The following is a 13112-nucleotide window of genomic DNA, read 5'->3' on the forward strand; positions in this document are numbered from 1 at the left end:
GTCGACGGCGACGTGACGGATCACGCCGAACCGCTCGAACGCGGCACCCGACTTGATGATCACGCCGAACTTGCTCGCCGAGCCGATCGCGGCCACCACGGTCAGCGGCACGGAGATCGCCAGTGCGCAGGGCGATGCCGCGACCAGCACGACCAGGGCGCGGGTGATCCACAGCTCCCGGTCGCCGAGCAGCGAGCCGATGATCGCGACCAGGGCGGCGAGGATCAGCACGCCCGGGACGAGAGGGCGGGCGATGCGGTCGGCGAGACGGGCGCGGTCGCCCTTCTCCGCCTGAGCCTTCTCCACCAGGTCGACGATCGTGGTCAGCGAGTTGTCGGTGCCGGTTGTCGGTGCCGGCCGCGGTCGTCTCGACCTCCAGCGCCCCAGCGGTGTTGATCGCACCGGCTGAGACCGTGTCGCCGGGCTCGACCTCGACCGGGATCGACTCCCCGGTGATCGCGGAGGTGTCCAGGCTGGAGCGCCCCGTGCGGACGATGCCGTCGGTCGCGATCCGCTCGCCCGGCCGCACCAGCATCAGCTGCCCCACTTGGAGATCCTTCGCCGGGACCTCAACCGAGGTACCGTCGCGGCGGACGGTCGCGGTCTCCGGGACGAGCTTGAGCAGCGCCCGGAGTCCGCCGCGGGCGCGGTCCATGGCTTTGTCTTCCAGTGCCTCGGCGATCGAGTACAGGAACGCCAGCGCTGCGGCCTCCTCGACATAGCCGAGGATCACCGCACCGACCGCGCTGATCGTCATCAGCAGCCCGATGCCGAGCTTACCCTTGAACAGCTTCCGAATCGCGCCCGGGGTGAACGTCGATGCACCCAGCAGCAGGCCGATCCAGAACAACACCAAGGCCGGGGTCTCCATCCCAGACCACTCCAGGACCAGGCCAGTGAGGAAGGCGATGCCGGAGAAGACCGGGACCATGATCCCGCGGTCCCGCCACCAGGGGTGTTCCGCCTCCTCAGCCTCTTCGCTGATGGTGGTCTCGAGCTCGTCGTGCTCGCAGCCGCACGCCGCGCTCACTCGCTCGCTCCCATCCCGCAGCAGCCCGGCACCGTGCACGCCGCGTCCATGCAGGGCGCGTGCTCGTCTACCGCGAGAGTCACGTCCACCAACGCGGTCAGCGCCGCCGCCAGGTGCGGGTCCGCGATCTCGTAGCGCGTCTGCCTCCCCTCGGGCTCAGCGACCACGATCCCGCAGTCGCGCAAGCAGGTCAGGTGGTTCGAGACGTTCGAGCGGGTCAGTTTCAGCTCGCGCGAGAGCACGGCGGGATAGCTCGGGCCGGCGAGCAGGGTCATCAGGATCCGGGAACGCGTCGGGTCCGCCATCGCCCGGCCGAGCCGGTTCATGACGTCAAGACGCGAAGCAATAGTCAGCACACACTGACTATACAGCCAGCACTGACATGAACCGAATGGGTAGTGAACCTACGAGGCCGAACCCACGCCGAGCTGGATGAGCTGCGGGGCCGGCGCGCAACACGATCCCGTGCTGGCAGACTCGTCCGGCGCGTCGAAGAGGCCGGAGCCTCCGCACACGCCGGTGTCCGGCAGAGCGAGCTCCACGCGCTCGGCGGCCTCGTGGTCCCCGGCGATCGCGGCGACGACGCTGCGCACCTGCTCGAACCCGGTCAGAGCGAGGAACGTCGGCGCACGCCCGTAGGACTTCGCACCGACGATGTAGAAGCCCGACTCGGGCTGGGCGAGATCAGCAGCGCCCGTGGCCCGCACGGAGCCGCACGAGTGCACGTTCGGATCAACCTCCGCAGCGATCTTCGACGGGGCCTGCAGGCGCATGTCGAGGTCGAGACGGATCTCCGAGAGGAAGGACAAGTCTGGGCGGAAGCCGGTCGCGACGAACACCCGAGCGGCAGGGTCGAGCCGGCGGCCGTCCTCCGCGATGAGCACCGCCTGACCGCCATCGATGACGACCTGCTCCGTGCGGAATCCAGTGACGAGATCGACGAGCCCGTCCTCGACGGCCTTCTTCGCCCGCTGTCCCAGCGCGCCGCGCTCGGGCAGCTCGTCGGCGCTGCCGCCGCCGAAGGTGTTGCCGACCGCGCCGCGCCGGAGCACCCAGGTGATCCGCGTCCCCGGCTCGCGCTTGGCCACGCGAGAGAGCGTACCGATCGTCGTCGCGGCGGAGTGGCCGTTGCCGACCACCACGATGTGCTGGCCAGCCAGCGCGGTCGCGTCCTCGATCGCGGGCATGCGATGCTCCAGGAGCTCCGCATCGACTGCAGCGCGTTCCCCGAGCGCGGGCAGCCCGTCAGCTCCGGCAGGGCTCGGAGTGCGCCAGGTGCCCGAAGCGTCGATCACCGCACGCGCTTCGATCCGCTCCTCGGTGCCGTCCGCGCGCTCGACGTGGACGACGAAGGGCTGCTCGGCGCGGCCGGCGTCGACGGAGAGGTCGCGGCCCTCCCGGCCGACGCCGACGACCCGCGTCCCGTAGCGCACGCGGTCGCCGAGCACATTGCTGAGGGGCGCGAGGTACCGCTCGATCCACTGCGCGCCGGTCGGGTAGCCCTGCGTCGGGGCCGACCATCCAGTCGGCTCCAGCAGACGTCGCGACGCGGGGTCGGTGAGCTCCGTCCACGGCGAGAACAAGCGCACGTGGCCCCATTCGGCCACAGCCGAAGCGGCGGCGTCGCCGGACTCCAGGACGAGCGGTCCGAGTCCCCGCTCGATCAGATGGGCTGCGGCGGCCAGTCCCTGCGGACCAGCACCGATGACGACGACAGGGTTCACTGCGACCTCCATGCATTGACGTTCTTCGATGTGAGACAAGACGATCCTGACGCTCATATCGACAGATGTCAATACGTCGGGCAGAATAGAGCCATGAACGCACTGCCCGTCACCATCGACACCAGCGCCGACTCCTGCTGCACCCCCGGCCAGGCGATGGACGACGGCACCGCCCACGACCTCGCGAAGGTCTTCAAGGCCCTCGGCGACCCGACGCGGGTGAAGCTGCTCTCGATGATCGTCGGGAGCAGCGCCGGCGAGATGTGCGTCTGCGACCTCACCGACCCCGTGGGCCTGTCGCAGCCGACGATCTCCCACCACATGAAGCTGCTCGTCGAGGCCGGCCTCGTCACGCGCGAGCAGCGCGGGAAATGGGCGTACTACCAGCCGACCACCGGCACGCTCGCCGACGCGGCGAAGGCGCTGCTGGGCTGAGCTTCGTTGTCAGTCGGACACCGAGCGGATCTTTGGGTAGTCGGACCAGTCCCCACTGGCGAGGCGCGACCACGCGGCGGCCGACGCCGGCGTTATGCCGAGCAAGTCGGACACGATCCGCGGGTGCATCTGCCGGGTGAGTTCGATGAGGGCGGTCGTCCGGGCGCTTCCGGAGCGGAGCCCTTCGGCGCGGAGGCGGCGACTGATCGGCCCCGGGGTGAGATGGAGCCCCGGGTTTCTGCCGGGGAATAGCCATCCTTCGGGATGGCGCATCGACGCGTCGACCAGGTCGATGATCGCGTCTCCGAGAATCTTGGGGAGCTCGATAGGTTCCGCCCCGATAGTGAGCTTCACGGGCTGGGAGGTCGCGTCGACCTGATCGCGGGTGAGGGTGATGATGCGGGTGAGCTGAATGCCGTAGAGGAGAACGAGCAGGCCCGCAGCACGGGTCTTCGAGTCCATGTCCGAATCGGTGAGGAATCGACGGGCCATCTGCCATCGATGGTCGGACTCGTAGTGCCGGCCCTCGAGGCGACTCGGCCGGAACTCGACGCGTAGGGTGCTCAACTGGTGGCGTCGCAACCAGCGGGTGAATGGTGCCAACGCGTCCCGCTGACTCGGGGAGTCCGTGAGGAACGCGTCGAGGCGGCGTTGGGGGAAGGTGGCGAGCGTCTCGCGCTGCGATCGGATTTCGTGCAGGAGCGCGGCACAGTACTTGAGCGCTGCGCGTTGCCGTTGGAAGCCAGCCGCAGGGCTCGACGGGCCGCGAGACACCGCCCGGAATGCGCGCGTCGAACGGAGCAACTCCCAGGTGCAGTACCGGCGCAGGACAAGCCGGTCTTCGGCGTGCCCAACCTCCGATAGCCAGTTCTCGAGCCAGTGGTCGAAGCGCGCGGCCTCGACGTCAAGCTCCGGCAGTACGCCGGAGCGAACCAGCAGCGAAAGGAGGAATGCCACGGACTGCCCCGACTGGGCTCTGGTCATGATCGCGTCGGCGGCGAGAGGCAGGGTTCCCTCGGCGAGTTCGCGGAGCACGGCGGCACATTTGCTCTTGTGCTGCCACCGCTCCAGAGAATTCGCCTTGCCATGGTGCGTGAGCAGGTAGTCAGCAAGAGGCTGAAGCTCCGGGCGGATATCACCGGCCTCATCGCAGAGGAGTCGCTGGATGGTGATCGGGCGGCGGCACTCGGCGCAGAGGCGATGCTTGCGCACTTCTTCGATTGAACCGCAGCCGGGACACGCCATCGTGATCGGCGTGCCGGCGCAATCCGCGCAGACCTTCTGGTCGTTCATGAACCCGGTGAGGAACACCTTGCGCCCGCATTCAGGGCAGGGTTGCGGCGTGCGCATCGCGTAGTAGCAGCGGGCGCAGACGCGTCGCCCGTCGAGATGGGATGCGACCCGGCCGGGCTCTCCGCAGAGCCCGCAGGTCTTGACTGGCGCGGTGTAACAGGCCAGGCAGACGAGCTCGGGGCGACGGACGACGATGGTCGCGTGCTGACCGCACCGGGAGCAATGGTCGAAGGAACGGGGATCAGCACGCCAGCATTCACGGCAGTACCGCTTCCCGTCGATGGTGCGCTGCACCGGCCTCACCTGGCCGCAGGTCGCGCATGCGACGGATCTGGCGTTCCGTTCGCAGCGGGAGCAGCGACGTCCGCCGCTCGGCGTCTTGTGCGGCATGCGGACAGCACGGCCGCACGACTCGCACGTCGGCAGGACAACCCGACTCGCGCCCTCGGCGACGAGCGCGTGCGCAAGGTCCTGAACCGTCACAGGCACATTCGCGTGACGTCCTTCGAGAACTCCGGGTTGCTTGAGGAGAGCGAGCTCGAGCAGGCGTTGCGTGAGCGGCACCGGAGCGACCGTGCTCACGATCTCAACGAGACGTTCCGTCGGGATCTCGATCGCGACCCACTGGATGAGCATCACGACCTCTGCGACACGCGGCTCCTGCGGCGGCTTGGCCACGACGGTCTACTTGGTGCGTGGACGGCGGATGGTGGCGCGAACGGGCCTGAGATCGCCGATCGACCCGCGAGTCGCTTCTTCGCCCACGGCGATCGGGGTCGCGGCCTCGCGGCGGGTGATCGTCACAAGATCGTCGAGGGAGCACTCCAGCGCGTCGCAGAGTGCGGCGAGGACGTCGAGACGCACCCGTTGCGGCGGTTGCGTCACCAGCCGATAGACCTGCTCTCGGGAGAGGCCGATGCCGCGCTCCTCAAGCAGAGGTCTCAGCTTGGAGGTCTGGAAGATGCCGCGTGACGCCATCACGCTGCGCAGGTTCCATCCGGTCTCAAGTTCAACGGTCATTCCGCTTCTCCTTCGATGAGGGCCTTCAATGCCTCTGCAAGCACCCGGTTCTTGTAGTCCGAACTGACGGAGGCGTAGATCGACGTCGTCGACGCGTGCATGTGCCCGACCTGCTCCTGCACGAATCGCTCGGCGTAGCCGAACTCGAGCAGGTGCGTGACGTAGGAATGCCGGAGGCTGTGCAGCGTCAGATCCTTCGACAGGCCGGCCTCGTCCCGCAGTTCCGCGAACCTCCGGTCGAGATAGCCGGCGGACAGGCGGGTGCGTCGCTCGGTCACCCAGAGCGCGTCGAGGTCGTCACCGGGCGCAAACCGTTCCCGGGCCTGTTCGAGCCACTGCTGCATGCCCGGCACCCACCAGTCGAACTCCGGCACCAGCAGCACTGTGCGACGACGAGGAGCGCCGCCGCCAGCCGCCTTCGCCCACCGCACGTGGATCGCACCGTAGCGTCCCCATTGGCGCATCTTGGCGTTGTGGTGCAGGTCGACGGTGTCGAGCATCACCACCTCGGTGCGGCGCAGCCCGAACGCGTAGACCGTCTTCAGCAGCTGCGCGTCCCGCAGCGCCCCGAGCGCGCCTTTTCGTCCCGAGCTCACGAGCAACTCAACCCGGGCGTCAGCGGTGTCGAACAGGCGCTCCACCTCGTCGTAGGTGAACGGCCGGCGCTTTCCGTCGCCCTCGAACTCAAACCGATGCGCGACCGTGTTCCATGGCAAGCACACCTGCGACGGGATCTCGCCGAACTCCCGTTCGCAGATCTCCATCCAGTCGTACAACGGATTCGTCAGGTAGTCGCAGAACCCGCGGATTGCGCCATGGTGGTGACGCAGAGTGGACAGCGCCAGCCTGCGATCGGTGGCTTCCCTTGTGAACTCGTCAACGTCAGCGACCGTCCACTTCCACGGCGGCTTGTCCGCGAACTCCCGGAAGCGGGCCACCGTCGCCACGCGGTTCTGGATGGTCTGCTCACGGAGCCCTCGCGACAGCTGCTGATTCCGCCAGCCGTCCATCATCGCGTCGAAGACCTGCTGCTCCGGGTTCGCCAAAGCGACGTTCGACGCCGAGGTGAGCAGTCGAAGTGCGGCTGGAGAGCTCCCAAAATCTTGCATTAGATGCAACAAAGTATGGGATAGTGCATCACCGAGTCAAGTCGGATCTTGGGAGGCGCGTGATCTCGCTGTTAGGGTCAGAGCGGACCAGCCCGACCGAGACCAATAGTCCTCGTTTGCAAGTGTCAACAGTTGCATTCGCTGCAACATGCGAGGGTTCGCCATTCGGGATATCTAGGCAGTGATATATCTCTAACTCTGAGAGATTTCTCACCTGAGAACCAGCCGCCGCCTCACGGGCGCGGTTAGCCTTGTTCGTAGCTCTCGTGGCGAGCCACCGTCGCCCCCAACGGCGGTCGTCGTGTCACCCCCAAGACCGGCATTCGGCAGATCGCCCGATGAGCCCAGGCCCTCTCGATTCTCCCAGCCCCCAATGTGGGGATCGAGAGGGCCCCCCTTTTCTGCGCGGGTCCGTCACGCCGGGTGCGGTCAGCGCGTCGACGCGGTGCGGGAGGCGCCTCGTATGCTGGAGGGATGGCCGGAAAGAAGCGCGCGAAGCCCCCGCTCGAGTTCCGCAACACGCAGCTTGCCGACGCCCTGCAGACACAGGACATGGCAGCCCTGGCCTTCGCCCTGCGTCACGGCCCGACGGTGGTACCGCTCATGCGCCCCGGTCAGCGCGACGACCCTCGTGACACCGGCGAGGTCTGGACGTACCGCGACCCGAACACCGGCGATGTCGCGCTGCTGCTGTTCAGCGATGCGGCGAACAAGCCCGCAGCTCTTCCCCCCGCGGTGGCGCTGCACTCGCCTGCGTGGCTACGCAGCTTCCTCACCGCTCACGAACCCGAGATCACCACCGTCTTCTTCGACATCGCCGGACCGCACGCGATGCAGGCCTCGCCGGCGGATCTGCTGGCCGCCCTCGCTCTCGAGGCCTGACGGGCGGCGTGCTCAGAAGTCGGGGCGGTCGCTCGGCTCGTTCGGATGGTGTCGTGCGAGGTCGCGCAGGGCGCCGCGCAGGTCGCGGGATGCCGTGTCGATGACGGATCGGTAGCCGACCCGGTTCGCCTCGTTGCGGCGCTGCTCATGGGAGGTGACCGCTCGCACTTCGCCGGCGAGGCTCAGCTCGCCGATGGCGACCAGACCCTTCGGGGTGGCGCGCCCCGTGATCGCGCTCGCGACGGCGAGGGCGATGGCGAGGTCGGCGGCCGGCTCGATCAGGCGCACGCCGCCGACGGTGGAGACGTAGACGTCCTGGTCGGACACCCGGATGCCGGCGCGCTTCTCCAGCACCGCGAGCACCATCGCCACGCGTGCGCCGTCGACGCCGCTGACGATGCGTCGTGGGTTCGGTCCCGAGCCGGGCAGCGTGAGCGCCTGCACTTCGACCGGCAGGGCGCGGCGCCCCTCCATGGCGATCGTCACACAGGTGCCGGGTTCGCGTGACCCGTGGCCCAGGAACAGGGCGCTCGGGTCGGGCACCTCGGCGATGCCGCTACTGGTCTGCTCGAAGCAGCCGACCTCGTCGGTCGGACCGAACCGGTTCTTCAGGGCGCGGACGAAACGCAGCGCGGTCTGCCGATCGCCCTCGAAGTGGCACACGACATCGACCAGGTGCTCCAACACGCGCGGCCCCGCGACCTGCCCGTCTTTCGTGACGTGGCCGACGATGATGACCGGAAGATCGCGTTCCTTCGCCACGCGGATGAGCGTCGACGCCACCTCGCGCACCTGGCTGGGATGCCCCGGGGCTCCGTCGACGAGGCTGGAGGCGACCGTCTGCACCGAGTCGACGATCAACAGCTCGGGACGTGTGTCGTCGACATGGCCCAGGATCGTGGCGAGGTCGGTTTCGCTCGCGAGGTAGAGCTCGTCGTGGAGGGCGCTGGTGCGCTCGGCGCGCAGGCGCACCTGTCCGAGCGACTCCTCGGCGCTCACGTACAGCACGCGCCGACCGGCGCGGGCGGTCTGTGCGGCGACCTCGAGCAGCAATGTCGACTTCCCGACGCCGGGCTCGCCGGACAGCAGGATGGCCGCACCGGGCACGAGGCCCCCGCCCAGCACGCGGTCGAACTCGCCGACGCCGGTGGTCCGCCGCGGCGTCTCACGCGTGTCGATCGAGGTGATGGGGCGCGCCGCACCCGTCGGTGCGAGCGGCGTCACCGCATGCACCGGTGTCGACGACACGGCCTCGACCACCGTTCCCCACTGCTGGCACTCCCCGCATCGCCCGACCCACTTCGCGCTCGTCCAGCCGCACTCGGTGCAGCGGTACGCGCTCGTGGTCGCGGTGCGCTTTGATGCCATGCGTTCAGGCTAGTCGCGGCATCCGACAGTAGCGCCGGCCACCGCGTGGACGGCGAGAGATCAGCGCAGCGAGTCGGCGACCTCGCGGAGGGCGTCGGCCGAGCGACGGAACAGACCGAGCTCGTGGTCGGAGAACGACGTCTCGCGGATCGGCACTGCGCCGGCCGCCGAGACGACCGCCGGGACGGACAGGGCGACACCGCTCACGCCGTGGAAGTCGTCGAGCACGGCCGAGACCGGCATGACGGCGTGTTCATCGTCGAGGATCGCCTCGACGATGCGGGCGCTGGACAGGCCGATCGCGTAGTTGGTCGCACCCTTGCCCTGGATGACCTTGTAGGCGGCGTCGCGCACGTCGACGGCGATCTGGTCGAGCTCCTCGACCGTGAACGGCGGCTGACCGTCGAGGGGCTGCCACTCCAGGATCGGGACGGTGCCGATGGTCGCGTGCGACCACAGCGGGAACTCGGTGTCGCCGTGCTCGCCCACGATGTAGGCGTGCACGCTGGAGATGGAGACGCCCGCACGCTGCGCGATCTTCCAGCGCAGTCGCGAGGTGTCGAGCACGGTGCCCGACGCGAAGATGCGCTCGTAGGGCAGACCGGTGGTCTCCTGCGCGAGCACCGTCAGCACATCGCACGGGTTCGTGACGATGACGAACGTAGCATCGGGGGCGACGTCGAGCAGCTGCGGCATCATCGACTTCAGGATGTTGGCGTTGACGCCGGCCAGCTCGATACGGGTCTGCCCCGGTCGCTGCTTGGCGCCCGCCGTGATCACCACGACGTGCGAGCCCTTCGCGACCGAGATGTCGGCACCGCCGATGATGTCGCTCGACCCGGTGAACTGGGCGCCGTGTGCCAGATCGAGAACCTCGGCCTCGGTCTTCTCCGCGGCGATGTCGTAAAGGGCGACGTGGCGGGCCGAGCCGCGGATGAGGGCCGCGTAGGCCACGGAGGATCCGACCGCTCCCGCGCCGACGACGGTCAGTTTCGAGTTCTCGATCACGCTCATGGCCCCAGTCTGACAGGCCGGGGGATGCCGCGGCCACCGCCGGCCGCAGCCGTGCGAAACGGCGGCGTGCAGGGGGGTCTTGCGGACGGCGTCCGAGGGGCGAAAGATGCCGGCATGACGGACGATGCCCCTGCCCTGCCTCCGGTGGTCGACCTCGACACCTGGCGGCGCGAGTTGGCCGCTCTGCGCGTGCGCGAGAAGGCGGCCACGCGCGAGCTCGACGCGATCGCGGCCCAGCGGCGGCGCCTGCCGATGGTCGAGCTGCCCGCCTACGTTCTCGAGGGTCCCGACGGTCCCGTGCGGCTCGTCGACCTCTTCGGCGACAGGCGGCAGTTGATCGTCTACAGCCACATGTGGACGGACGGGAAGCGGTGGCAGTGTCCGGGCTGTACGAGTTGGACGGCCCAGTTCACGCGGCTGGAGTTCCTCGACGACTACGACGCGCGGTTCGTCATCGTGACGCAGGGACCCATCGGTGAGGCGCTCGCCTACAAGGAGCGGGTCGGCAATCGCATGGACTGGTATTCGACGGCGCACAGTCCGTTCGGGGCCGACATGGGGGCGCCGCCGGACGCGGGGTTCGCGGTCAACGTGTTCCTGCGCGACGGCGAGAAGGTGTACCGCACGTGGCACACCGACGGGCGCGGCACCGAGCAACTCGGACACCTCCACGGCCTCGTCGATGTGCTGCCTTACGGGCGCCAGGAGGCGTGGGAGGATTCGCCGCCAGGGTGGCCGCAGCATCCGACGTACGAGGGCGGCATCGGGTCGCCCGGCATTGCAGCGCTCTACGGGCCGGGAGGATCCGCGGCCGGCTGAGTCCGCCCGGCGGAGGTCGGGTTGCGGATGCCGCCGAGCGCGACGAGGCCGCCGACGACGAGGAGCGCGGCCGTCGTGATCGCCGCGCGGTGGAAGCCGGCGAGATCGAGGGTTCCGCCCGTGATGACCGCCAGCGCGGCGATCGGGAGGAGCCCCGCGACGCGGGCGACGGCGTTGTTGACGGCCGAGGCGATGCCGGAGCGGTGCGGGTCGGTCGCGCCGAGGATCGTGGACGTCAGCGGCGACACCGTGAGCGCGAGTCCCAGACCGAACACGATCATCCCCGGCAGCACCTGCCACCAGTAGTCGAAGTCATCGGCGACGAGAAGCAGGAGCAGGGCGCCGCCGGCCATGATCAGCGGGCCTGCGGTCATGAACAGCCGGGGTCCCCACCGTCCGACCAGAGCGCCGATGCGTGCGCTCAGGGCGATCATGAGCAGTGTCGTCGGCAGGCTCGCGAGTCCGGCGAGGGTGGCGCTGAGGCCCGCGCCCTGTTGCAGATAGATCGCGAGCACGAAGCCGTTGAGCGACAGGGCGGCATAGATGAAGAGAGTCGAGAGGTTGCCGGCGGAGAAGTTGCGGCTGCGGAAGAGATCGAGCGGCAGGATCGGGTCGGCGACCTGGCGTTGTCGCCAGACGAATCCGGCGAGCAGCACGAGGCCGGCGAGCCCCGGCATCCAGATCGCCGGGGACCCCCAGCCGAGGTTCGGCTGCTCGATGAGGGCGAAGACGGCCGCGCCGAGGCCGAGGGTGCACATGATCGCCCCGAGCACATCGACGTGGGCGCCGGCGCGGCGCTCGTCGCGGTGGTTGAGTCGGGTGAGCAGCCACAGGGCGACGACGATGGGAAGGAGGTTGATCCCGAACGCCCATCGCCACGAGGAGTTGTCGACGATCAGTCCGCCCACCAGGGGGCCCACGATCATGGCCGCGGTGGTGGATGCCGTCCAGATGCCGATCGCGCGGGAGCGCAGCGGTTCGTGCATCGTGGCGGTGATGAGGGCGAGCGAGCTCGGGACGAGGAATGCCCCCGCCGCGCCCTGCACCGCGCGCGCCGCGACGAGCAGCTCGGGGGAGGGGGACAGGGCGACGGCGACCGAGGCGATGCCGAAGCCGATGAGGCCGATGCGCAGCACGAGGATGCGGCCGAAAGCATCGCTCACGGCGCCCGCGACGAGGATGAGCGCGCCGAGGGTGACCAGATACGCGTCGACCGTCCACTGCTGCGTGGACAGGCCGCCGCCCAGGTCGCGGGCGATGGCCGGCAGCGCGACGTTGACGATCGTGCCGTCGAGAAAAGCGACGAAGGATCCCAGGATGGCGATCACGAGGACGAGACGCTGCTTCGGCGTCATCTTCGGCGCCATCACCCGTGCTTTCCCATGCCCCTCACGCTAGGCGGCCCCGGCGACATCGTGAAGGGGGTGGGCAGGGCCGCCCTCGCTGCAGCCGGTTCGCGGCATCCCGCGGAGTGTCGTAAGCTAGTCGGCGGTGACGTGTCCGAGCGGCCGAAGGTGCAACTCTCGAAAAGTTGTGTAGGGTAACCCCCTACCGTGGGTTCAAATCCCACCGTCACCGCCATCACGAAGGCCCCGACTCCCGCGAAATCGCGCGGATGTCGGGGCCTTCGTCGTCGGTGCTTTCGCTGCCGGTCAGCCGCCATAGCGGACGTAGAAGGAGCCGGGGCCGCAGGTATAGGTCGCGGGCCCCACGGTGTGCACGCCTTCTCCGAGGCGAGCGCAGGTCTGCCCGGCATCCACCAGGGTGGCGCCGAGCATGAACACGATCACCAGCGTCACGGCGACGCCGACGCCTGCGATGACGACGCCCGCGAGCGCGAGTCCGTTGCGGTCGTGGCGAGGGGTCTGTCAGCGGGGATCGACATGAGGTGACCATATCGGCGCCGGTGCTCGTTGATCACGAGCACCGGGCAGGCCCGAATGTCACGGCACTTGACATCTGCATAGTAAGCGCGCATATTAAATTCATGATCGAACTCGCTGCCGCCGTCCGCACCTCCTCCGCCGCGCCCGCAGACTACTTCGCGCGATGGATCGACCACGCGTCATGGCCGGAGTGGTCGCCCGACACCGAGTGGGTGCGTGTGGAGGGCCCCGTGCGCGCCGGCACACGGGGCGTATTGAAGCCGGTGGGCGGCCCGAAGACCCGGTTCACGATCTCCGAGTGCGAGCAGGACCGCGTGTACACCGACGTCAGCAGCGTGCCGGGGGCACGCCTCACGTTCCGACACACGGTCGAGTCCGCGCCCAATGGGTCCACGCTCACCGTCCGCGTGTGGATGACCGGTCCCCTCGCGCGGGTGTGGGCGCGGACGGCCTTCAAGGGGTTCTCGGTCTCGGTCCCGGAGGATCTCGATCGTCTCATCGCACTCGTCGAGACCCCGTGACAGAGTGATTC

Annotated in this window: 13 protein-coding genes, 1 tRNA gene and 1 pseudogene; 5 read left to right on the forward strand and 10 right to left on the reverse strand. The window is 68.8% G+C overall.

Annotated elements, in window-relative coordinates:
• The 3 genes and pseudogenes from ABS64_RS05490 to ABS64_RS05500 form a co-directional block, all read right to left on the reverse strand.
• A pseudogene (locus ABS64_RS05490) lies at positions 1-1030 on the reverse strand (HAD-IC family P-type ATPase); the annotation flags it as partial.
• Positions 1027-1386 (reverse strand): metalloregulator ArsR/SmtB family transcription factor, encoded by a 360-nt coding sequence (locus tag ABS64_RS05495; RefSeq protein WP_144882518.1) that lies wholly within the window; start codon positions 1384-1386, stop codon positions 1027-1029. The pseudogene ABS64_RS05490 and the gene ABS64_RS05495, both read right to left, overlap by 4 nt.
• Before the next feature lie 48 nt (positions 1387-1434).
• Complete coding sequence (locus tag ABS64_RS05500) at positions 1435-2766, reverse strand: NAD(P)-binding domain-containing protein (RefSeq protein WP_288121667.1); 1332 nt, start codon at positions 2764-2766, stop codon at positions 1435-1437.
• Positions 2767-2910: 144 nt separating this feature from the next.
• Between ABS64_RS05500 and ABS64_RS05505 the strand changes: the two genes are divergently transcribed.
• A complete protein-coding gene (locus tag ABS64_RS05505) occupies positions 2911-3189 on the forward strand; it encodes a metalloregulator ArsR/SmtB family transcription factor (RefSeq protein WP_306802374.1) in 279 nt (92 codons plus the stop codon).
• A gap of 9 nt (positions 3190-3198) precedes the next feature.
• Here the strand turns inward: ABS64_RS05505 and ABS64_RS05510 are convergent, their stop codons facing one another.
• Genes ABS64_RS05510 through ABS64_RS05520 form a run of 3 tightly spaced genes read right to left on the reverse strand, consistent with a single transcriptional unit; the run spans position 3199 to position 6548 of the window.
• Positions 3199-5160, reverse strand: a complete 1962-nt coding sequence (locus tag ABS64_RS05510; RefSeq protein WP_288121668.1) for a hypothetical protein — start codon at positions 5158-5160, stop codon at positions 3199-3201.
• Positions 5161-5166: 6 nt separating this feature from the next.
• Positions 5167-5502: a helix-turn-helix transcriptional regulator gene (locus ABS64_RS05515; RefSeq protein ID WP_288121669.1), complete on the reverse strand. Its 336-nt coding sequence runs from the start codon at positions 5500-5502 to the stop codon at positions 5167-5169.
• Positions 5499-6548: a tyrosine-type recombinase/integrase gene (locus ABS64_RS05520; RefSeq protein WP_098409375.1), complete on the reverse strand. Its 1050-nt coding sequence runs from the start codon at positions 6546-6548 to the stop codon at positions 5499-5501. Before ABS64_RS05520 ends, ABS64_RS05515 begins: the two co-directional genes overlap by 4 nt.
• Positions 6549-7085: 537 nt before the next feature.
• Here ABS64_RS05520 and ABS64_RS05525 point away from each other — a divergent pair.
• On the forward strand, positions 7086-7493 hold the full coding sequence (locus ABS64_RS05525; RefSeq protein ID WP_288121670.1) for a dehydrogenase: 408 nt from the start codon (positions 7086-7088) through the stop codon (positions 7491-7493).
• Between the two features lie 12 nt (positions 7494-7505).
• Here the strand turns inward: ABS64_RS05525 and radA are convergent, their stop codons facing one another.
• Complete coding sequence (gene radA, locus ABS64_RS05530) at positions 7506-8861, reverse strand: DNA repair protein RadA (protein WP_292681682.1); 1356 nt, start codon at positions 8859-8861, stop codon at positions 7506-7508.
• Positions 8862-8921: 60 nt separating this feature from the next.
• On the reverse strand, positions 8922-9875 hold the full coding sequence (locus tag ABS64_RS05535) for an L-lactate dehydrogenase (RefSeq protein WP_016463670.1): 954 nt from the start codon (positions 9873-9875) through the stop codon (positions 8922-8924).
• A gap of 114 nt (positions 9876-9989) precedes the next feature.
• On the opposite strand from ABS64_RS05535, the gene ABS64_RS05540 reads away from it, so the two are divergent.
• Positions 9990-10694, forward strand: coding sequence for a DUF899 family protein (locus tag ABS64_RS05540; protein WP_036286031.1), 705 nt, complete (start codon positions 9990-9992; stop codon positions 10692-10694).
• Here ABS64_RS05540 and ABS64_RS05545 read toward each other — a convergent pair.
• Positions 10664-12061, reverse strand: coding sequence for an MFS transporter (locus ABS64_RS05545; RefSeq protein WP_036286033.1), 1398 nt, complete (start codon positions 12059-12061; stop codon positions 10664-10666). The two genes, ABS64_RS05540 and ABS64_RS05545, sit on opposite strands and share 31 nt — an antisense overlap.
• 123 nt (positions 12062-12184) lie before the next feature.
• On the opposite strand from ABS64_RS05545, the gene ABS64_RS05550 reads away from it, so the two are divergent.
• Positions 12185-12275, forward strand: a tRNA-Ser gene (locus ABS64_RS05550).
• 71 nt (positions 12276-12346) lie between these two features.
• On the opposite strand, the gene ABS64_RS05555 is transcribed toward ABS64_RS05550, so the two are convergent.
• Positions 12347-12493, reverse strand: a complete 147-nt coding sequence (locus ABS64_RS05555) for a hypothetical protein (protein ID WP_155947531.1) — start codon at positions 12491-12493, stop codon at positions 12347-12349.
• A gap of 188 nt (positions 12494-12681) precedes the next feature.
• Here ABS64_RS05555 and ABS64_RS05560 point away from each other — a divergent pair, with 188 nt between their 5' ends.
• Positions 12682-13101 (forward strand): SRPBCC family protein, encoded by a 420-nt coding sequence (locus ABS64_RS05560; RefSeq protein WP_036287065.1) that lies wholly within the window; start codon positions 12682-12684, stop codon positions 13099-13101.
• Positions 13102-13112: the final 11 nt, after the last annotated feature.

This window comes from Microbacterium sp. SCN 69-37, from assembly GCF_001724435.1.
Classification (GTDB): Bacteria; Actinomycetota; Actinomycetes; order Actinomycetales; family Microbacteriaceae; genus Microbacterium; species Microbacterium laevaniformans.

Excerpts from the sequence above, each read along its gene's own strand:
- ABS64_RS05500 (WP_288121667.1), bottom strand. The coding sequence starts at position 2,766 with ATGGAGGTCGCAGTGAACCCTGTCGTCGTCATCGGTGCTGGTCCGCAG.
- ABS64_RS05560 (WP_036287065.1), top strand. The coding sequence starts at position 12,682 with ATGATCGAACTCGCTGCCGCCGTCCGCACCTCCTCCGCCGCGCCCGCA.
- ABS64_RS05515 (WP_288121669.1), bottom strand. The coding sequence starts at position 5,502 with ATGACCGTTGAACTTGAGACCGGATGGAACCTGCGCAGCGTGATGGCG.
- ABS64_RS05535 (WP_016463670.1), bottom strand. The coding sequence starts at position 9,875 with ATGAGCGTGATCGAGAACTCGAAACTGACCGTCGTCGGCGCGGGAGCG.
- ABS64_RS05545 (WP_036286033.1), bottom strand. The coding sequence starts at position 12,061 with ATGGCGCCGAAGATGACGCCGAAGCAGCGTCTCGTCCTCGTGATCGCC.
- radA (WP_292681682.1), bottom strand. The coding sequence starts at position 8,861 with ATGGCATCAAAGCGCACCGCGACCACGAGCGCGTACCGCTGCACCGAG.
- ABS64_RS05505 (WP_306802374.1), top strand. The coding sequence starts at position 2,911 with ATGGACGACGGCACCGCCCACGACCTCGCGAAGGTCTTCAAGGCCCTC.
- ABS64_RS05540 (WP_036286031.1), top strand. The coding sequence starts at position 9,990 with ATGACGGACGATGCCCCTGCCCTGCCTCCGGTGGTCGACCTCGACACC.
- ABS64_RS05525 (WP_288121670.1), top strand. The coding sequence starts at position 7,086 with ATGGCCGGAAAGAAGCGCGCGAAGCCCCCGCTCGAGTTCCGCAACACG.